The 20,291-nt window shown below is 69.3% G+C and carries 15 protein-coding genes; 10 read left to right on the forward strand and 5 right to left on the reverse strand.

Features of this window, described 5'->3' with window-relative positions:
* Positions 1-108: 108 nt before the first annotated feature.
* From ACV530_RS19430 to ACV530_RS19450, 5 genes are all read right to left on the reverse strand, one after another.
* Positions 109-2,106, reverse strand: coding sequence for a TPM domain-containing protein (locus ACV530_RS19430; RefSeq protein ID WP_494333804.1), 1,998 nt, complete (start codon positions 2,104-2,106; stop codon positions 109-111).
* Between the two features lie 54 nt (positions 2,107-2,160).
* Positions 2,161-2,940: a succinate dehydrogenase/fumarate reductase iron-sulfur subunit gene (locus ACV530_RS19435; protein WP_494333805.1), complete on the reverse strand. Its 780-nt coding sequence runs from the start codon at positions 2,938-2,940 to the stop codon at positions 2,161-2,163.
* A complete protein-coding gene (locus ACV530_RS19440; RefSeq protein WP_494333806.1) occupies positions 2,937-4,877 on the reverse strand; it encodes a fumarate reductase/succinate dehydrogenase flavoprotein subunit in 1,941 nt (646 codons plus the stop codon). The genes ACV530_RS19435 and ACV530_RS19440 overlap by 4 nt, the downstream gene beginning before the upstream one ends.
* Entirely contained in the window at positions 4,877-5,719 is an 843-nt protein-coding gene (gene sdhC / locus ACV530_RS19445; RefSeq protein WP_494333807.1) for a succinate dehydrogenase subunit SdhC, read from the reverse strand. Before sdhC ends, ACV530_RS19440 begins: the two co-directional genes overlap by 1 nt.
* 62 nt (positions 5,720-5,781) lie before the next feature.
* Positions 5,782-6,066 (reverse strand): Rv0250c family protein, encoded by a 285-nt coding sequence (locus tag ACV530_RS19450; protein WP_494333808.1) that lies wholly within the window; start codon positions 6,064-6,066, stop codon positions 5,782-5,784.
* A 293-nt stretch (positions 6,067-6,359) separates the two neighbouring features.
* On the opposite strand from ACV530_RS19450, the gene ACV530_RS19455 reads away from it, so the two are divergent.
* From ACV530_RS19455 to ACV530_RS19500, 10 genes are all read left to right on the forward strand, one after another.
* Positions 6,360-8,297 (forward strand): ABC transporter family substrate-binding protein, encoded by a 1,938-nt coding sequence (locus ACV530_RS19455; RefSeq protein ID WP_494333809.1) that lies wholly within the window; start codon positions 6,360-6,362, stop codon positions 8,295-8,297.
* A 152-nt stretch (positions 8,298-8,449) separates the two neighbouring features.
* Positions 8,450-10,357, forward strand: a complete 1,908-nt coding sequence (typA, locus tag ACV530_RS19460; RefSeq protein WP_494333810.1) for a translational GTPase TypA — start codon at positions 8,450-8,452, stop codon at positions 10,355-10,357.
* Positions 10,358-10,748: 391 nt separating this feature from the next.
* Complete coding sequence (locus ACV530_RS19465) at positions 10,749-12,374, forward strand: peptide ABC transporter substrate-binding protein (RefSeq protein WP_494333811.1); 1,626 nt, start codon at positions 10,749-10,751, stop codon at positions 12,372-12,374.
* Between the two features lie 86 nt (positions 12,375-12,460).
* The gene (locus ACV530_RS19470) at positions 12,461-13,387 is read left to right on the forward strand and encodes an ABC transporter permease (protein ID WP_494333812.1); all 927 of its coding nucleotides are present in this window, start codon (positions 12,461-12,463) and stop codon (positions 13,385-13,387) included.
* Positions 13,380-14,387 carry an ABC transporter permease gene (locus ACV530_RS19475; RefSeq protein WP_494333813.1) on the forward strand — a complete coding sequence of 336 codons (1,008 nt, stop codon included), beginning with the start codon at positions 13,380-13,382 and terminating at the stop codon, positions 14,385-14,387. The genes ACV530_RS19470 and ACV530_RS19475 overlap by 8 nt, the downstream gene beginning before the upstream one ends.
* A gap of 11 nt (positions 14,388-14,398) precedes the next feature.
* Complete coding sequence (locus ACV530_RS19480) at positions 14,399-15,451, forward strand: ABC transporter ATP-binding protein (RefSeq protein ID WP_494333814.1); 1,053 nt, start codon at positions 14,399-14,401, stop codon at positions 15,449-15,451.
* A complete protein-coding gene (locus tag ACV530_RS19485) occupies positions 15,444-16,577 on the forward strand; it encodes an ABC transporter ATP-binding protein (RefSeq protein ID WP_494333815.1) in 1,134 nt (377 codons plus the stop codon). The genes ACV530_RS19480 and ACV530_RS19485 overlap by 8 nt, the downstream gene beginning before the upstream one ends.
* A 187-nt stretch (positions 16,578-16,764) precedes the next feature.
* Complete coding sequence (locus tag ACV530_RS19490; RefSeq protein WP_494333816.1) at positions 16,765-18,384, forward strand: peptide ABC transporter substrate-binding protein; 1,620 nt, start codon at positions 16,765-16,767, stop codon at positions 18,382-18,384.
* Positions 18,381-19,304, forward strand: a complete 924-nt coding sequence (locus ACV530_RS19495; protein ID WP_494333817.1) for an ABC transporter permease — start codon at positions 18,381-18,383, stop codon at positions 19,302-19,304. Before ACV530_RS19490 ends, ACV530_RS19495 begins: the two co-directional genes overlap by 4 nt.
* A complete protein-coding gene (locus ACV530_RS19500; protein WP_494333818.1) occupies positions 19,297-20,280 on the forward strand; it encodes an ABC transporter permease in 984 nt (327 codons plus the stop codon). The genes ACV530_RS19495 and ACV530_RS19500 overlap by 8 nt, the downstream gene beginning before the upstream one ends.
* Positions 20,281-20,291 lie beyond the last annotated feature (11 nt).

Below are 20,291 nucleotides of genomic sequence, written 5' to 3' on the forward strand. Positions count from 1 at the left end.
CCCCTCCCCCCCCCCCCCTCCCCCCCCCCCCCCCCCCCCCCCCCCCCCCCCCGGGCCCCCGAAACCGCGCTTCGCGCGGTTGTCCTCAAACGCCGGACGGGCTGAGTTCTACAACCCCGCCAGCCGCCCGCGTGTCGCCCCGCCGCCGAACGTTGCCGGTAGCAGCCCCGCCAGGATGATGCCGCCCAGCAGCGCACCGCCCAGCGCGGGCGGTGCGGAACCCGGCGCGGCGGGGGTGCCGTCCGCGAAGGCCGATACGTCGTGCTCGGCCAGTGCTCTCGCCTGCCGGGCCAGCGAGTCCGCCTGGCCGATCGAGGACGAGGCCACGCCCGGCGAGTCCGCGCCGGCCAGGGAGCGGCCGAGGGCCAGGTGCCGCTCGGCCTCGGCCAGCCGGGTGCGGGCCCGGCTGCCGATCGCCCCGCGGTGCGTGGCGATGTAGTCCCGCGCCCCGGCCACCTCGCCGCGGGCGGCGAGCAGCTCCCGCGAGACCCGGGCGCGGGCCCGGGCCTCGTCGGTCCCGCCGGGGGCCGCGCGGTCGAACGCGGCGGCCGCCGCGTCGACGCGGCGCAGCACCGCCAGGGGGTCGTACGGCTCGTCCGCCGCCTCCTTGCGCGCGGTGGCGAGAGCCTCCGAGCTCCCCGCCGGCGCGTCGGGGCAGGCCGCCTCCGCGGCCTCGGCGTCGGCCAGCGCGGCCCGCAACGCGCCTTCCGCGCCGGCGAGTTCGCGGGCCCGCCGCAGCACCGAGGCGGTGAGCGTGCGGGCCTGCGACAGCGCGGCCTCGGCGGCCCGCAGCGAGGCCAGCGCGCGCGCCACCTCGGCGCCGCGCGGCCGGTCCAGGGCGCGGCGCGCCTCCGCGAGCGCGGCCCGCGCGAAGCCGAGCCGGTCACGGGCCTCGCCCGGGTACGGGGCGACGGGCTCGAGCGCCGCGGGCGCGCAGCCGACGGCGAGCGACGCCAGCGCGGCCTCGGCCGCGCCGACGCGCGGTTCTATCGCGCGCATGGTGTCCAGGGCGGTGCCGAGGGCGGCGTCGGTGCCGGTGTCCAGCCCGCGCAGCCGGTCGAACGCCGCGGACTCGGCGTCCAGCCGCCTGTTCGCGCTGGTGCAGCGGGAGCAGATCTCGTCGAGGGTGTGCCGCCGGATCTCGTCGTCCTCGTACGGGGTGTCGTCGAGCTGCTGCCCCAGGCGGAAGGCGTCGGCGAGCTCGCCCTTGGCGTAGGCGACGGCCTCGGCGAAGGGCAGCGTCGCCTCCTCGCTCAACTGGGCCACGGCGAAGCCGAGTTCCTCGGCGCTGGTGCGGACGGCGTCGTCCGTGTCGACGAGGTTCCGGGCGGCCTCCGCGGCCAGCTCGGGCAGGGGGGTGAGCGGCCGGGCCATGCGGGCGAGGCCGGGCGGGGTGGTCGTGCCGACGACCGGGCGTCCCTGCTCCTCGCGCCGCAGACGGCCGGCGCGCCGGGAGCCGAGGTACAGGCCGAACACGCACACCGCGGCCCCGCCGGCCACCGGCAGCCACAGCCGGCGGTCGCCCGGCACCAGTCCGCTGCTGCCGGGGTCGGGATTGCCGGGGAAGATGGCGGGCGCCCGCACGGGCTGCCCCAGGAGCAGGGCGCGGTAGCCGTCGGCGGCGCCGATGGCGGCGCCCGCCCAGTCGTGCTGTTCGAGGGCGGGCGCGATGGCCAGCGCGGCGACCTGCTGGATCTGGTCGGGGCGGAAGCCGGAGTCCGGGGCGACGGAGACGGCGAACCGGCTCTGGGAGGTGGCGATGGCGAGCAGTACGTCGTGGGGGCCGAGGCCGTTGCGGTCGGCGGTGGCGTCGGCCCAGTCGTTCGCGGCACGGCCGGAGAAGTCCCGGACGTAGGTGACGTACAGCTGGAGGCGGTGGGTGGAGTGCAGCCGGTTGATCGCCGTCTCGACCTGGAACCGGCGCCGCCCGAGCGCGCCGACCGTGTCGGTGATCCGGCCGGTGGCGTCGAGGTCGAGGGGGGCGTCGAGCGGCGTGTCGGCGCGGGCGGGCGTGGCCGGGAGCAACAGGGCGACCAGCGCGAAGAGGGCGCTGATCAAGGACAGGCCGACTGCTCCCGGCCCGTACCGCCTCGAAAGCCGCGTCACACTTTGGAGCCTATGACCGGATTGTCGAAGCCGCTACTGGGAGCGTGTGTGGTATTACGCTCCGTGCTCGCGCCCCCGGCGCCGGATTGTGCGACCGAGCCAGACCAGTGGGTCGTACGCGCGGTCCACCACCCGTTCCTTGAGAGGAATCAGGGCATTGTCGGTGATCTTGATGTGTTCGGGGCAGACCTCGGTGCAGCACTTGGTGATGTTGCAGTAGCCGAGCCCGTGGTCCTCGCGCGCGGCGCGCTTGCGGTCGGTGCCGGACTCGGCGGCGGCGTCCAGCGGGTGCATGTCGAGTTCGGCGACGCGCATCAGGAAACGGGGGCCCGCGAACGCGGGCTTGTTCTCCTCGTGATCACGGACCACATGACAGGTGTCCTGGCACAGGAAGCACTCGATGCACTTGCGGAACTCCTGGACGCGGTCGACGTCCTCCTGCCGCATCCGGTACTCGCCGGGCCCCAGACCGGGCGGCGGGACGAACGCGGCCACCTCGCGTGCCTTGGCGTAGTTGTAGCCGACGTCCGTCACCAGGTCCCGTACGACGGGGAAGGCGCGCAGCGGCGTGACGGTCACCGTCTCCCCGGGGTCGAAGACCGACATGCGCGTCATGCACATCAGCCGGGGCCGGCCGTTGATCTCCGCACTGCACGAACCGCACTTGCCCGCCTTGCAGTTCCAGCGGACCGCCAGGTCCGGTGCGTCGGTGGCCTGGATCCGGTGGATGATGTCGAGGACGACCTCACCCTCGTTGACGGTGACCTCGTGATCGGCGAGGCCGCCGCCGTCCGCGTCACCCCGCCACACCTTGAAGTGGGCCTGATGGCTCATGAAGTGAGCTCCTCGTCGGTCAGGTACTTCTGGAGCTCTTCCTTCTCGAAGAGGTCCAGCAGATCGCTCCGCATCGGCACCGCGCCGCGCCGCTCCAGCCGGATGCGGCCCAACGCCGGGTCCTCCGCGGCGGGTTCGGTGCTGTCCTCGGCCAGCCGGCACACCAACCCGATCCGCCGCCACTGCCGGTCCATCGCCGGGTGATCGTCCCGGGTGTGCCCGCCCCGGCTCTCCTCGCGCTCCAGGGCGGCGCGGGCCACGCACTCGCTGACGAGCAGCATGTTGCGCAGGTCCAGGGCCAGGTGCCAGCCGGGGTTGAACTGCCGGTGGCCCTCGACCCCGGCCCGCCGGGCCCGGGTCCGCAGGCCGGCCAGCCGGCGCAGCGCCTCCTCCATCTCGGGCGCCCTGCGGATGATGCCCACCAGGTCGTTCATCGACTGCTGGAGCTCCTGGTGCAGGGTGTACGGGTTCTCCATGGAACCCTCCGGCGCGTCCTCCCTCGCCTCCTCCGCGCCGAACGGGCGCAGCGCCTCCGCCTCCGCCACGGCGATGTCCGCGTCGGAGACGACGGGCCGGGCGGAGCCGAGCTCCGTCACGTACCGCGCCGCGTACAGCCCGGCGCGCCGGCCGAACACCAGCAGGTCGGAAAGGGAGTTGCCGCCCAGCCGGTTGGAGCCGTGCAGCCCGCCCGCGACCTCGCCGGCGGCGAACAGGCCCGGCACCCCGGCCGCGGCGGCCGTGTCCGGCTCGACCTCGATGCCGCCCATCACATAGTGGCAGGTGGGGCCGACCTCCATGGGCTCGGCGGTGATGTCCACATCGGCCAGTTCCTTGAACTGGTGGTGCATGGACGGCAGTTTGCGCTTGATCGCCTCGGCGGGCATCCGGGTGGAGACGTCCAGGAAGACACCGCCGTGCGGGGAGCCGCGCCCGGCCTTGACCTCGGCGTTGATGGCACGGGCGACCTCGTCGCGGGGGAGCAGCTCGGGCGGGCGGCGGTTGTTGTCGGGGTCGGTGTACCAGCGGTCGCCCTCGGCCTCGGACTCGGCGTACTTCTCCCGGAAGACGTCCGGGATGTAGTCGAACATGAACCGCTTGCCGTCGCTGTTGCGCAGCACCCCGCCGTCGCCGCGCACGGACTCGGTGACGAGGATGCCCTTGACGGACGGCGGCCAGACCATGCCCGTCGGATGGAACTGGACGAACTCCATGTTGACCAGCCGGGCCCCGGCGAGCAGCGCGAGGGCGTGCCCGTCGCCGGTGTACTCCCAGGAGTTCGAGGTGACCTTGAAGGACTTGCCGATGCCGCCGGTGGCCAGCACCACGGCCGGGGCCTCGAGGACGAAGAACCGTCCGGACTCGCGCTCATAGCCGAAGACGCCCGAGACCCGGCCGTCCTCCCGCAGCACCCGGGTGACGGTGCACTCCTGGAAGACCTTCAACCGGGCCTCGTAGTCCCCGAGTTCACGGTGGTCCTCCTGCTGGAGGGAGACGATCTTCTGCTGGAGCGTACGGATCAGCTCCAGGCCCGTACGGTCGCCGACATGTGCCAGGCGCGGGTACTCGTGCCCGCCGAAGTTGCGCTGGGAGATCTTCCCGTCGGGCGTACGGTCGAAGACCGCGCCCCAGGTCTCCAGCTCCCAGACCCGGTCCGGGGCCTCCTGGGCGTGCAGCTCGGCCATCCGCCAGCTGTTGAGGAACTTGCCGCCGCGCATCGTGTCGCGGAAGTGCACCTGCCAGTTGTCGTGCGCGTTGACGTTGCCCATGCAGGCGGCGATGCCGCCCTCCGCCATGACCGTATGGGCCTTGCCGAACAGCGACTTGCACACCACCGCGCAGCGCAGCCCCTGCTCGCGCGCCTCGATGGCGGCGCGCAGCCCCGCGCCGCCGGCGCCGACCACGACCACGTCCCAGGGCTGCCGGTCCACCCTCGTCATCAGAAGAACCTCGGATCGTCGAAGACGCCACTGGCGACCAGGTAGACGTAGAAGTCGGCCGCCGCCACGCTCACCAGGGAGGCCCAGGCGAGTTGCATGTGACGGGCGTTGAGCTTGCTGACCATGCCCCACATGCGGTAGCGCACCGGGTGCTTGGAGAAGGTGCGCAGCCGCCCGCCGACGATGTGCCGGCACGAGTGGCAGGAGAGCGTGTACGCCCAGATCAGCGCGATGTTGGCGAGGAGGACGAGCGTACCGAGGCCCATGTGGCCCCAGTTGCCCTTCTCGTCACGGAAGCCGAGAGCGGTGTCGTAGGTGAGGATGCCCGCGACGATCAGCGCGAAGTAGAAGAAGTAGCGGTGCACGTTCTGCAGGATCAGCGGGAAGCGGGTCTCGCCGGTGTACTTCGCGTGCGGCTCGGCGACCGCGCAGGCCGGTGGCGAGGCCCAGAAGCCCCGGTAGTAGGCCTTGCGGTAGTAGTAGCAGGTCAGCCGGAAGCCCAGCGGGAAGATCAGGATCAGCAGCGCGGGCGACAGGCTCCACCAGGAGCCGACGATGTTCCAGTCGGCGCCGCCCTTCATCGGCACGCAGTTGTCCGCGACGCAGGGGGAGTAGAAGGGCGAGACGTAGGGGGCCGCGTAGTAGTCGCCGTTCGCGAAGGCGCGCCAGGTGGAGTAGACGACGAACGCGAGCAGTCCGGCCGCCGTGCCGGCGGGCGCCAGCCACCAGCGGTCGCTCCGCAGATGACGGGCCGGGATCGCCGCGCGCGAGGAGTGGTGGACGCCGCCGCTCGCGGGAGCGGGAACGGGAGCGGCGGCCTGGGGATCGGTGCCAGTGGCCAAGGGGGACTCCGGGAGGAGCGGGATCGTAGGGGGACGGCTGGCTGCTCGGTGCCCGGGGAGAGCTAAGGAGCGTGCCGGTCGCGGTGCCCGAGGCCCTCGTCGTCGACGTCCTTCCAGAGCGAGGAGTCGTACGGGGTGTCGGGGACCGGCACCACCGGGGTGCGCTGCCGTTCGGGCGGCGCGCCGTTCCGCAGCCGGGAGACGCTTTCGCGCAGATGACCGGTGTCGGAGCGCATCCGCTGCAACTCCACGTCGTCGCGGCTCAGATCCTTCTCGAGCCGGCCGAGCGAGCGGTCCAGGTTGTCCAGACAGCGCTGAACTTCCGTCAAGTCGTCTTTCAGGGACACGAATTGCCCTCACTTCCGCGGATCGGCGGTTGCGGGTGGCGACGGTGATGCAACAGAGAGTGTCGCGCGTCACACCCCTTCAGGGGAAGATAGCCGTCGCGATCGCGCCTCAGCCGACCCATTCACCCGCTTGCCGCACACCCGCGGAAACCTTCGTCCACGTGGGTGGCGTGCGCGGCGGCGGCGCCGTGTCGGCGCCCCCTTCGCACGGACGTCGCTTTCAGTGGGCGGCAGGAGAAATGCGATCAGCGGCGGAATACGCCGACTGGGAACGTCCGGCGGAGGTATCGTCCATGTCCAGCCGCACGCGGATCCGTACGCGCCGCACCGCCGCTCTGCTCGCCGCGGGTGCGCTGCTCCCGTTGCCCGTCCTGGCGGGCTGCGGGGCCGACGGCCGGGACGATGCCGCGGGCGCCCCCCAGGACATCGCGGCGGCCCCGCGGGCGAAGATCGCCGACAAGGGCACGCTGACCTGGGCGGTGGACGACCTGCCCGCCACCTTCAACACCTTCCAGGCCGACGCGGACAGGGTGACCCAGCAGGTGGCCGGTGCGGTGCTGCCCACCCTGTTCACCCTGGACGCGCGCGGCCGCCCGCAGCGTGACGCCGACTACCTCGCCTCCGCCGAGGTCGTCCGGCACGAGTCGGGGCAGGTGGTGGTCTACAAGCTCAACCCCCGTGCCGTGTGGAGCGACGGCAGTCCGCTCACCGCCGCGGACTTCGAGGCGCAGTGGAAGGCGCTGCGGGGCAAGGACAGCGCGTACTGGACGGCCCGCAACGCCGGTTACGAGCGGATCGAGCAGGTCGAGCGGGGCGCGGACGCCCACGAGGTCAAGGTCACGTTCGCCAGGCCGTACGCGGACTGGCGCGCGCTCTTCACCCCTCTGTACCCGAAGGCCGTCATGGGCAGCGGGAACTCCTTCAACGACTCCGCGCGCAAGGAACTCGAGCTCGCGGCCGGGCCGTTCAAGGTCGGCGAGCGCGACAACGACAAGGGCACGCTCGCGCTGGAGCGCAATCCCCGGTGGTGGGGCGAGAGGGCCAAGCTCGACCGGCTCGTCCTGCGGGTCGTGCCGCGCGACCGGGTGGCCGACGAACTGGCGGCCGGGCGGGCCGACCTCGCCGAGGTCGGCCCGGCGGTGGCCGACCGGATCACGCGGGCGAACCCGCCGGTGCGGGGGGAGAAGGCCGACGACGCGAACAAGCCCGTCCAGGCCCCGTCCCTGAACGGTGTGACCGTCCGCAAATCCCTCGAGCCCGACTGCACCCAGCTCGCGCTCAACGGCGCCTCCGGGCCGCTCGCCGACGAGCGGGTGCGCCGCGCGATCGCGCGGGCCGTCGACCGCAAGGCGCTCGCCTCGTACGTCCTCAAGCCCCTCGGCCTGCCCGACGCCCCGCTCGGCAGCCATGTCCTGGTGGCCGGGCAGGAGGGGTACGAGGACAACAGCGACGCCATCGGCTCCCCCGACCCCCAGGCCGCCCGGGCCATGCTCACCGACGCGGGCTGGAAGGAGGTGAGCGGGCAGGAGGCCCCCGCGCACGGTCCGCAGGGGACGGGTCCGCAGGGGACGGCGCACCGGCCCGACGACAAGGCGGGCGGCGCCGGACGGAACGCGCCGATGGACTCCGTCTTCGCGGGGGACGGTGCGGGCGGGCCCGACGACAAGGCGGGCGACGGCTCCTCCTCTTCCTCCCCGCCTCGGTTCAAGAACAACAAGAAGCTGGTCCTCCGGTTCGTGCTGCCGAAGGAGGCGGAGGCGGAACCGCTGCGGGGAGTCGGCGAGCAGATCGCCCGGCAGCTGAACGCGATCGGCGTCCGGACGGAGGTCACCAGGGTCGACAACGCCGGGTACTTCAAGGACCACATCGCGGCCGGTGACTTCGACCTCGCTCTGTACTCCTGGCCCGCCGGTGCCTTCCCGGCGACGGACGCGCGGCCGGTGTACGCCAAGCCGCGGCCCGCCGCAGACGGCTCGCTCCAGGTGGAGCAGAACTACACACGGGTCGGTACGGACCAGATCGACCAGCTCTTCGACCAGGCCTCGAGCGAGCTGGACGCGGACGCGGCGCGCGATCTCGTGGTGCGGGCGGACGCGCGGATCTGGGCGGTGGCCGGTTCCATCCCCCTGTACCAGCGGCCGCAGCTGGTGGCGGTGCGGCGGGGGGTGGCGAACGCCGGGGCGTTCGGGCTGGCGACCCCCCGCTACCAGGATGTGGGCTTCTTGCAGTAACCGCAGGTCAGAGGGGGTTCGAGCGGCCTGGGGCGGCCGAATGCGGCGCGGCCCCGTACCATGGAGTGAGGCCGTGGCGTGATGTGCCCGGCAGGCACGCGTACCGGACCGTACGCGCCGCCATCCACGATTCCGGGAGAAGCGCCGCAAGTATGCCCACGCGCCATGACATTCGTAACGTCGCCATCGTCGCCCACGTCGACCACGGCAAGACGACCATCGTCGACGCCATGCTCAAGCAGGCCGGCGCCTTCGCCGCTCACCAGCTCGAGTCCGTTGACGACCGCGTCATGGACTCCAACGACCTGGAGCGTGAGAAGGGCATCACGATCCTCGCCAAGAACACGGCGGTGAAGTATCACCCCAAGGACGGCGGGGCCCCGATCACCATCAACATCATCGACACCCCCGGCCACGCCGACTTCGGTGGCGAGGTCGAGCGCGGTCTGTCGATGGTGGACGCGGTTGTGCTGCTGGTGGACGCCTCCGAGGGCCCGCTGCCGCAGACCCGCTTCGTGCTCCGCAAGGCTCTCCAGCAGCGGAAGCCGGTCATCCTCTGCATCAACAAGACGGACCGCCCGGACTCCCGGATCGACGAGGTCGTCAACGAGACGTACGACCTGTTCCTGGACCTGGACGCGGACGAGGACCAGATCGAGTTCCCGATCGTCTACGCCTGCGGCCGCGACGGCATCGCCTCGCTGACCAAGCCGGAGGACGGCACCGTCCCGGCGGACAGCACCAACCTGGAGCCGTTCTTCTCCACCATCCTGGCGCACGTCCCGGCCCCGACGTTCGAGGACGACGCGCCGCTCCAGGCCCACGTCACCAACCTCGACGCCGACAACTTCCTCGGCCGTATCGCGCTGCTCCGCGTCGAGCAGGGCGAGCTGCGCAAGGGCCAGACCGTGGCCTGGATCAAGCGCGACGGCTCGGTCTCCAACGTCCGCATCACCGAGCTGATGATGACCGAGGCCCTCACCCGCAAGCCCGCCGAGGTGGCCGGCCCGGGTGACATCTGCGCCGTCGCCGGTATCCCCGACATCATGATCGGCGAGACCCTGGCCGACCCGGAGAACCCGGTCGCGCTGCCGCTGATCACGGTCGACGAGCCCGCGATCTCCATGACCATCGGTACCAACACCTCGCCGCTGGTCGGCCGTGGCGGCACCGGCAAGGGCGCGGACGCCAAGGCCGCGGTCAAGGACCGCAAGGTCACCGCCCGCCAGGTCAAGGACCGTCTGGACCGTGAGCTGGTCGGTAACGTCTCGCTCCGCGTCCTGGACACCGAGCGCCCCGACGCCTGGGAGGTCCAGGGCCGTGGCGAGCTGGCGCTGGCCATCCTGGTCGAGCAGATGCGCCGCGAGGGCTTCGAGATGACCATCGGCAAGCCGCAGGTCGTCACCAAGGACGTCGACGGCAAGACCCACGAGCCCGTCGAGCGCCTCACGGTCGACGTGCCCGAGGAGCACATGGGCGCCGTCACCCAGCTCATGGGCACCCGCAAGGGCCGGATGGACAACATGTCCAACCACGGCTCCGGCTGGGTCCGCATGGAGTTCGTCGTCCCGTCCCGTGGCCTGATCGGCTTCCGGACCGAGTTCCTCACCAACACCCGTGGTACGGGCATCGCCCACTCCATCCACGAGGGCCACGAGCCGTGGTTCGGCGAGCTGAAGACCCGCAACAACGGCTCCCTGGTCGCCGACCGCGCCGGTGCCGTCACCGCCTTCGCGATGACGAACCTCCAGGAGCGCGGCGTGCTCTTCACCGACCCGGGCACCGAGGTGTACGAGGGCATGATCGTCGGCGAGAACTCGCGCGCCGACGACATGGACGTCAACATCACCAAGGAGAAGAAGCTCACCAACATGCGCTCCTCCTCCGCCGACTCCTTCGAGGCGATCGTCCCGCCGCGCAAGCTGTCGCTGGAGCAGTCCCTGGAGTTCTGCCGCGACGACGAGTGCGTCGAGGTGACCCCGGAGGCGGTCCGCATCCGCAAGGTCGTCCTGGACCAGAAGGAGCGCGGCCGCTCCGCGTCGCGCGCCAAGCACGGCTGAACCGGCTGATACCACAAAGGCCCGGTGCCTCCGCAACACGGCGGAGGCACCGGGCCTTTGCCATGTCTGTCCGGATAACGGACCGTCAGATCCGGTTTCCTGTCCCAACGACCCGTTTCGTTGCTGTCTGTCTGGATGGCGTTTGTCCGGATTTCGGGCGCGTGTCGGCGATCGATGTGACCAAAGCGAAACCCTTTAAGTGTGGTTTACAGCGCGACGGTGCTCAATAGTGGGGCCATTAGCTCGGGTCAATGGGTCACGCGCTGTGGGGAGCGCGCCGACTCACGAGCACACTCGGAGGTACCGGTCCCAACTCGCTGTCAGGGGTGTCAGCGTGCTAGGGGGCCGGTGCCTCTCTTTAGAGACAGTGGACTCCTGAGGAGGGATACCCATGCGCGGTGCCAAGAGCGCCAAGTGGGTTGTGGGTGCGATCGTCGTGGCGTTGTCTGCGACGGCCTGCGGCGGTGGCAGCAGCAGCAGCGACAGCGGTGCTGTCGACCCGAACGGCGTGTACAGCTACTACAACATCGAGCCGCAGCACCCGCTCATCCCGAGCAACACCAACGAGGTCGCCGGCCACTACATGATGGCCAACATGTTCCGCGGCCTCGTCGGCTTCGACGAGAAGAACAAGCTGGTGCTGCAGGCCGCGCAGAGCGTGGAGAGCGCCGACAACCAGCACTTCACCGTCAAGCTGAAGCCGGGCTGGACGTTCCAGAACGGCGAGCCGATGACGTCCGCCTCCTTCGTGGACGCCTGGAACTGGGCCGCGAACGCCAAGAACGCCCAGCTGAACTCGTCCTGGTTCGAGCCCATCAAGGGTTACGAGGACGTTCACCCGGAGAAGGGCGACCCGAAGGCCGACAAGATGTCGGGTCTGAAGGTCACCAACGACAACGAGTTCACCATCGAACTCAGCCGCCCCGTCTCCTCCTTCAAGGAGCGGCTGTTCTACGACGCCTTCTTCCCGCTGCCCAAGTCCTTCTACAAGGACACCAAGGCGTTCGGTGAGCACCCGATCGGCAACGGTCCCTACAAGATGGACGGGGACTGGCAGCACAAGGTCGGCCTGAACGTCCGCAAGTGGGACGCTTACAAGGGCGATGACAAGCCGAAGAACGGCGGCATCGACTTCAAGTTCTACAACACGGACACCTCCGCCTATAACGACCTGGTTTCCGACAAGCTCGACATCATGTACCAGGTCCCCAACTCCATGGCGACCCAGTACAAGAGCGACCTGGGCGACCGCGCCATCAGCCAGATGTACGGCGGCAACACCGAGATCGCCTTCCCGATGTACCAGGCCGACTGGAGCAAGCCGGAGAAGCTCAAGGTCCGCCAGGGCCTGTCGATGGCCGTCGACCGCGACACCATCGCCAAGACCGCGCTCAAGGGCAGCAAGGAAGCCGCGGACGGCATCACCGCCAAGGTCGTCGAGGGCTACGAGCCGGGTGCCTGTGGTGAGTTCTGCAAGTTCGACCCGGCGAAGGCCAAGCAGCTCATCAAGGAGGGCGGCGGCGTTCCGGGCAACAAGCTCACCATCACCTACAACGCCGACGGTGCCAACAAGGAGTGGGTGGACGCGGTCTGCAACGACATCCGGCAGAACGCCGGTGTCGAGTGCGTCTCCGACCCCAAGCCGACCTTCCAGGAAGTCCGTAACGCGATCACGGACAAGAAGATGACCAGCGCCTTCCGCATGGCCTGGGTCGAGGACTTCCCGAACATCTCCAACTTCATCTCGGAGCAGTTCCGTACCGGTGCCGGGGCCAACGACATGAGCTTCAGCAACAAGGACGTCGACGATCTGATGAACAAGGCCGACGCGGCCAAGACGATCGAAGATGCCAACAAGCTCTACGCGCAGGCCGAGAAGAAGATCATCCAGGAGAACATGCCCTCCATCCCGCTCTTCTACGACCACACCCTCGCCGGCTACTCGAAGAAGGTGAAGAACGTCAAGTTCGACTCCTTCCGCCAGGCGATCTGGACCGAGGTCGAGGTCAAGAAGTAACCGGGACGCGTCAGTGACGGAGGCCCAGTAGTCCACCCCCACAAGGGAGTTGTGGACACTGGGCCCCGTCGGCTACAGGAGGTATCATGGGGCGCTTTGTCGCGAGGCGACTGCTCCAGATGATCCCGGTGTTCATCGGGACCACTTTGCTCATTTTCCTGATGGTGTATTCGCTGCCGGGCGACCCCGTGAAGGCGCTCTTCGGCACCAAGGCGGCTGATCCCGCCACGGTTGCGAGACTGCGCCATGAGTACGGGCTGGACAAGCCCCTGCTCACCCAGTACTGGAACTACATCACCGGCCTGTTCAAGGGTGACTTCGGCCAGAGCTTCACCGGCCGGCCCGTCGCCGACCTGATGGCCGAGGCCTTCCCGGTGACGATCCGGCTGGCGCTGCTGGCCTTCGCGTTCGAAGCCGTCATGGGCATCGCCCTGGGCATGCTCACCGGCCTCAAGCGCGGCAAGTTCGTGGACCAGTTCGTGCTGGTGATCACCCTGATCGTGGTGTCCATCCCGGTCTTCGTCATCGGCTTCCTCACCCAGTTCCTGCTGGGCATGAAGTGGAAGGTCATCACACCGACGGTCCAGGACTCCCAGAACCTGGGGCAGTTGATGATCCCGGCGATCGTGCTCGCCGCGCTGTCGCTGGCGTACGTGACCCGGCTGACCCGTACCACCGTCGCCGAGAACCTGCGCGCCGACTACATCCGGACCGCCGTGGCCAAGGGCCTGCCCCGGCGCCGGGTGATCGGGGTGCACCTGATGCGCAACTCCCTCATCCCGGTGGTGACGTTCCTCGGCACCGACCTCGGTGCGCTGATGGGTGGCGCGATCGTGACCGAGGGCATCTTCAACGTCCAGGGCGTGGGCAACACCCTCTACCACGCCATCCAGACCGGCGAAGGCCCCACCATCGTCGGCATGGTCACGGTGCTGGTGCTCGTCTACCTCGTGAGCAGCCTGGTCGTCGACCTGCTCTACGCCGTCCTGGACCCGAGGATCCGCTATGCCTGACAAGACTCCTGATGTGTCCCCGAGCAGCGTCACGGGTATCGGGCCGAGCGTGACCGGCGCCACGGACGTCGCTCCCGCCAGCCTCGCGGCCGCCGACCAACTGTCCACCATGGCAAACGAGTCGGCGAACCAGAACAAGCCCCGCAGCCTCGGCCAGGACGCCTGGCGCGAGCTGCGCGGCAGCTGGCTGTTCTGGACCTCGAGCGTGCTGCTGGTGTTCCTCATCCTCATGGCGGCGTTCCCGTCGCTGTACACCGATGTGGACCCCCGCCATGCCGACCTGCGCGGCCACTACCTCGCACCGCCCAACTGGTCCCACTTCTTCCAGGGGGACTGGTTCGGCTACAACGGACAGGGCCAGAGTGTCTACGCGCGTACCGTTCACGGTGCCCGCGCCTCGATCATCGTCGGCACCTGTGTGACCCTCGCGGTCACCGTGGTCGGCGGTCTGGTCGGCATGATCGCCGGATACTTCGGCGGCTGGCTGGACACGTTGCTGTCCCGCATCACCGACATCTTCTTCGGCATTCCGCTGCTCCTCGGCGCTCTGGTGCTGCTCCAGGCGTTCTCCCACCGCACGGTGTGGACCGTCACCCTGGGCCTGACCACCTTCGGCTGGATGCAGATCGCCCGTGTGATGCGCGGCCAGGTCATCATCCAGAAGCAGGCCGACTTCGTGACGGCGGCCCGTGCCCTGGGCGCCGGCACCGGGCGGATCCTCTTCCGGCACATCCTGCCGAACGTCATCGGCCCGGTGATCGTGGTCGCCACCATCGCGCTCGGCGGTTACATCTCCACCGAGGCGACCCTGTCCTACCTGGGCATCGGTCTTCAGGACCCGATCGTCTCCTGGGGTGTGGACATCTCCGGCGGCCAGACCCAGCTTCGGGACGCCCCGCACGTGCTGCTGGTCCCCGCGGCCTTCCTGAGCATCACCGTGCTCGCGTTCATCCTGCTCGGCGACGCGGTGCGCGACGCCCTCGACCCCAAGATGCGCTGAGGGAGGCGTACGTGACCACCACCGAGAAGACCGCGAACGCCCCCGAGCGGGCGACCGAGAAGGGCACGCCCCTCCTCGAAGTGCGCGACCTGCACGTGGAGTTCCACACCCGCGACGGCGTCGCCAAGGCCGTCAACGGCGTCAACTACTCCGTGAACGCCGGTGAGACGCTCGCCGTGCTCGGCGAGTCCGGCTCCGGCAAGTCCGTGACCGCGCAGGCCATCATGGGCATCCTCGACATGCCGCCGGGGAAGATCCCGCAGGGCGAGATCCTCTTCCGCGGCGAGGACATGCTGAAGATGTCCGCCGACGAGCGCCGGAAGATCCGCGGCAGCAAGATCGCCATGATCTTCCAGGACGCGCTGTCCTCGCTGAACCCGGTGCTCTCCGTGGGCTACCAGCTCGGCGAGATGTTCCGGGTACACCAGGGCCTGTCCAAGAAGGACGCCAAGGCCAAGGCCATCGAGCTGATGGACCGGGTGCGCATCCCCGCCGCCAAGGAGCGGGTGAACGACTACCCGCACCAGTTCTCCGGCGGTATGCGCCAGCGCATCATGATCGCCATGGCGCTGGCCCTGGAGCCGGACCTGATCATCGCGGACGAGCCGACCACCGCGCTGGACGTCACCGTCCAGGCCCAGGTGATGGATCTGCTCGCCGAGCTCCAGCGCGAGTTCAACATGGGGCTCATCCTCATCACCCACGACCTGGGTGTTGTCGCGGACGTCGCCGACAAGATCGCGGTGATGTACGCGGGCCGGATCGTGGAGACCGCGCCGGTGCGCGAGCTCTACCAGCGCCCGGCCCACCCCTACACCCGGGGTCTGCTGGACTCCATCCCGCGCCTGGACCAGAAGGGCCAGGAGCTCTTCGCCATCAAGGGTCTGCCGCCCAACCTGCTGCAGATTCCGGCCGGTTGTGCGTTCAACCCGCGCTGCACCAAGGCGCAGGACCTCTGCCGCACCGAGATCCCCGAGCTGCAGGAGGTCACGGAGCAGGACGGCGCGGCGCTGCCCGGCCGGCGGAGCGCCTGCCACTTCTGGAAGGAGACGATTCATGGCTGAGAAGGCCGAACAGCAGGAGCCGAACGTCTCCGAAGTCCAGGTCAGCGACGCCAGCACCACCGCCGAGGTGGAGGCGGTGCTGGACGCTCCCGTGGAGCGGGGCGAGCCGATCCTCCAGGTCCGCAACCTGGTCAAGCACTTCCCGCTGACCCAGGGCATCCTGTTCAAGAAGCAGGTCGGCGCGGTCAAGGCGGTGGACGGGGTCTCCTTCGACCTCTACCAGGGCGAGACCCTGGGCATCGTCGGCGAGTCCGGCTGTGGCAAGTCCACCGTCGCCAAGCTGCTGATGACCCTGGAGACGGCCACCTCGGGCGAGGTCTTCTACAAGGGCCAGGACATCACCAAGCTGTCCGGGCGCGCGCTGAAGGCCGTCCGCCGCAACATCCAGATGGTCTTCCAGGACCCGTACACCTCGCTCAACCCCCGGATGACGGTGGGCGACATCATCGGCGAGCCCTTCGAGATCCACCCCGAGGTGGCTCCCAAGGGCGACCGCCGCAAGCGGGTCCAGGAACTGCTGGACGTGGTCGGCCTCAACCCGGAGTACATCAACCGCTACCCGCACCAGTTCTCCGGCGGTCAGCGCCAGCGCATCGGCATCGCGCGCGGCCTGGCGCTCAACCCGGAGATCATCATCTGCGACGAGCCCGTCTCGGCGCTGGACGTCTCGGTGCAGGCGCAGGTCGTCAACCTGATGGAGAAGCTCCAGGACGAGTTCAACCTCTCCTACGTCTTCATCGCGCACGACCTGTCCATCGTCCGGCACATCTCCGACCGCGTCGGTGTGATGTACCTGGGCAAGATGGCGGAGATCGGCACCGACGCGCAGATCTACGAGCACCCGACCCACCCGTACACCCAGGCGCTGCTCTCCGCCGTCCCGGTCCCGGACCCGGAGGCGCGCGAGGGCCGCGAGCGGATCATCCTCACCGGCGACGTGCCGTCCCCGGCCAACCCGCCGTCGGGCTGCCGCTTCCGTACGCGGTGCTGGAAGGCGCAGGACAAGTGCGCCGAGGAGGTGCCGCTGCTGGCGGTGCCGGAGGTGTTCGCGGGCAAGAAGACGCCTGCGGCCCATGAGTCGGCCTGCCACTTCGCGGAGGAGAAGGACGTGGTGCACGCGGCGTAGCCGCAGTCCGCCGAGAAAGCGCCCGGGCCGTTGGCCCGGGCGCTTTCGTCATGTCGGGACGCTCCCTCATATGGGCGGTTTCGCCCACCCATCCCGCACGGACGGGGGTTATGAAAGTGCGCAGAGCCGCTCAACCACTGATATTTGGCTCTACGCGACACATGGGCAGCTTTGAGGGAGGCACTCCATGCGGGGAGGCATGCGCACCAGGGCCGGGCTGGTCCTGTGCGGCCTTGTGTTCGCCCTGGCCGCGGCGGGGTGCGGCGGGGGCGGGGTCGGGAAGGGGTGGGTGCGGGCCTCGTGGGGGGATCCGCAGAACCCGCTGGAACCGGCCAACACCAACGAGGTGCAGGGCGGCAAGGTGCTGGACATGGTCTTCCGGGGGCTCAAGCGCTACAACCCCAGGACCGGCGCGGCCGAGAACATGCTCGCCGAGAAGATCGACACGTCGGACTCGCAGAACTTCACCATCACCCTCAAGGGCGGCTGGAGTTTCAGCAACGGCGAGCCCGTCACCGCCAAGTCCTTTGTGAACGCCTGGAATTACGGTGCGCTCATCGACAACAAGCAGAAGAACGCGTCCTTTTTCGAGTACATCGACGGCTACGACAAAGTCCATCCGGCCAGTGGCGACGCGACCGCGAAGACGCTCTCCGGGCTCGATGTGAAGGACGACCGGACCTTCACCGTCAAACTCCGTACGAAGTTCTCCACGTGGCCGGACACCCTCGGCTACTCCGCCTATGACCCGCTGCCCAAGTCCTTCTACGACGACCACGCGGGGTGGCTCAAGAAGCCGGTGGGCAACGGGCCTTACCTCATCGACTCCTATGCGAGAGGCTCCTCGATGAGGCTGTCCCGGCGGGAGAACTACCCCGGCCCCGACAAGGCCGCGAACAACGGGATCGAGCTGCGGGTCTACACCGACAGCAACACGGCGTACACCGATCTCCAGGCCGGGAATCTCGACCTCGTCGACGACATTCCCGCCCAGCAGCTCAAGAACGTCAAGGGCGACCTCGACGACCGGTACATCAACCAGCCCGCCGGCATCATCCAGACCCTCGACTTCCCCATGTACGACGCTACTTGGAAGAAGAGCGGCATGGAGAAGGTCCGCAAGGGCCTCGCGATGGCGATCAACCGGGACCAGATCACCACCCAGATCTACCGGAAGACCCGTACGCCCGCGACGGACTGGACGTCACCCGTCCTCGGGGCCAAGGGCGGCTACGAGGAAGGACTGTGCGGGGACGCCTGCACGTACAACCCCAAGGAGGCGAAGAAGCTGATCGAGGAGGGTGGGGGCCTGCCGGGCGGCCGGGTCACCATCACCTCGAACGTGGACACCGGCTCGCACCGGGTGTGGATGGACGCGGTGTGCAACAGCATCAACAACGCGCTGGGCAACGACAGGGCGTGCACCGTCAACCCGGTCGGGACGTTCGCGGACTTCCGCAATCAGGTCTCGCAGGAGCGGCTGACGGGCATGTTCCGCTCCGGCTGGCAGATGGACTATCCGCTGATCCAGAACTTCCTCCAGCCGCTGTACTACACCGACGCTTCCTCCAATTACGGGAAGTTCAGCAACGCCGGTTTCGACCGGCTGGTCGACCAGGCGAATGCCGAGCCCGAACCGGCAAGAGCCGTCGGCGACTTCAGGGACGCGGAGAAGATCCTCGCCCAGGAAATGCCGGCCATCCCCTTGTGGTACCAGAACGGCAGCGCGGGCTACTCGGAGGGAATCTCGAACGTGATGCTCAATCCGTTCAGCGTGCCCGTGTACGAACGGATCACGGTCAAATGATCCGCTATGTGATGCGGCGACTGCTGCAAATGGTGCCGGTGTTCATCGGGAGCACCTTCCTGATCTTCTTCATGGTCTTCGCCCTGGGCGACCCCGTCGCCGCGCTCTTCGGGGACAAGGCGCCGGACCCCGCCACCGCCGCGCGCATCCGCAAGGATCTTCTGCTCGACCAGCCCTTGTGGAAGCAGTACCTGCACTACATGGGGCAGGTGTTCACCGGCGACTTCGGCACCGCCTTCACCGGGCAGCCCGTCACCGAACTCATGGGCAGCGCCTTCCCCGTCACCCTGCGCCTGACGATCGTCGCCGTCCTCTTCGAGATCGTCCTCGGCATCGCGCTCGGCGTCCTCAGCGGCCTGCGCCGCGGACGCCCGGTGGACTCAACGGTGCTGTTGCTCACCCTCGTTGTGGTTTCCGTGCCGACCTTCGTCAGCGGCTATGTCCTCCAGTACCTGGTCGGCGTGAAGTGGGGCGCGGCCACGCCGTCCGTCTCGCCGTACGCGACGTTCGACGAACTGCTCCTGCCGGGCGTGGTGCTCGGGCTGACCTCGCTCGCGTACGTGACCCGGCTGACCCGCACCTCGCTCACCGAGAACGCCCGCGCGGACTACGTCCGTACGGCGGTCGCCAAGGGGCTGCCGCGGCACCGGGTCGTCGTCCGGCACCTGCTGCGCAACTCGCTCATCCCGGTGGTGACGTTCGTCGGCGCCGACATCGGAGCGCTGATGGGCGGTGCCATCGTCACCGAGCGGATCTTCAACATCCACGGGGTCGGCTACCAGCTCTACCAGGGCATCCTGCGGCAGAACTCGCCGACCGTCGTGGGCTTCGTGACCATCCTCGTCATCGTGTTCCTGGTGGCCAACCTGCTCGTCGACCTCCTCTACGCCGTGCTCGACCCGAGGATCCGCTATGCCTGAGCCGCCTGTGCCCGATCCGCATGATGCGCAGGAGGCCGTCCGGCCCGGCTCGGGCGGGGCGATGAGCCTGGCCGCCGACGAGGCCGCGACGCTCGAGGGCGGACCGGTCCCCGGCACCGCGGCCAGTGCCAAGGCCCGCAGCCTGTGGTCGGACGCCTGGCACGACCTGCGGTGCAACCCCATCTTCGTGATCTCCGGGCTGGTGATCGTCTTCCTGCTGCTGATCGCGGTCTGGCCGGGTCTGATCGCGAGCGGCAACCCGCTGCAGTGCGACCTGGCCAAGGCGCAGGAGGGCTCCCAGTCCGGCCACCCCTTCGGCTTCGACGCGCAGGGCTGCGACGTCTACACCCGCACCGTGTACGGGGCACGGGCCTCGATCACCGTGGGCGTGTGCGCGACCGCCGGGGCAGCGCTGCTGGGCAGCGTGCTGGGCGGGCTCGCCGGGTACTACGGGGGCTGGTGGGACGGGCTGTTGTCCCGGCTCGCCGATGTGTTCTTCGGCATCCCGATCATCCTCGGCGGCCTGGTCTTCCTGTCGGTGGTGACGAGCGGCTCCGTCTGGCCGGTGGTGGGCTTCATCGTGCTGCTGGGCTGGCCGCAGATCTCGCGCATCGCCCGCGGTGCGGTGGTCACCGCCAAGCAGCACGACTACGTCCAGGCGGCCCGGGCGCTCGGGGCGGGCGACGGCCGGCTGCTGCTGCGGCACATCGCCCCCAACGCGGTGGCGCCGGTCATCGTCGTGGCGACGATCGCGCTCGGTACGTACATCGCGCTGGAGGCGACGCTCTCCTTCATCGGCGTGGGGCTGAAGCCGCCCACGGTGTCCTGGGGGATCGACATCTCCAACGCCTCGACCCTGATCCGCAATTCGCCGCACATGCTGCTGTGGCCCGCGGGGGCGCTGAGCATCACGGTGCTGGCGTTCATCATGCTCGGCGACGCGGTGCGCGACGCCCTCGACCCCAAGCTGCGCTGAGGAGCCGGGAC

The sequence above is a fragment of the Streptomyces sp. SX-6 genome (assembly GCF_059089585.1).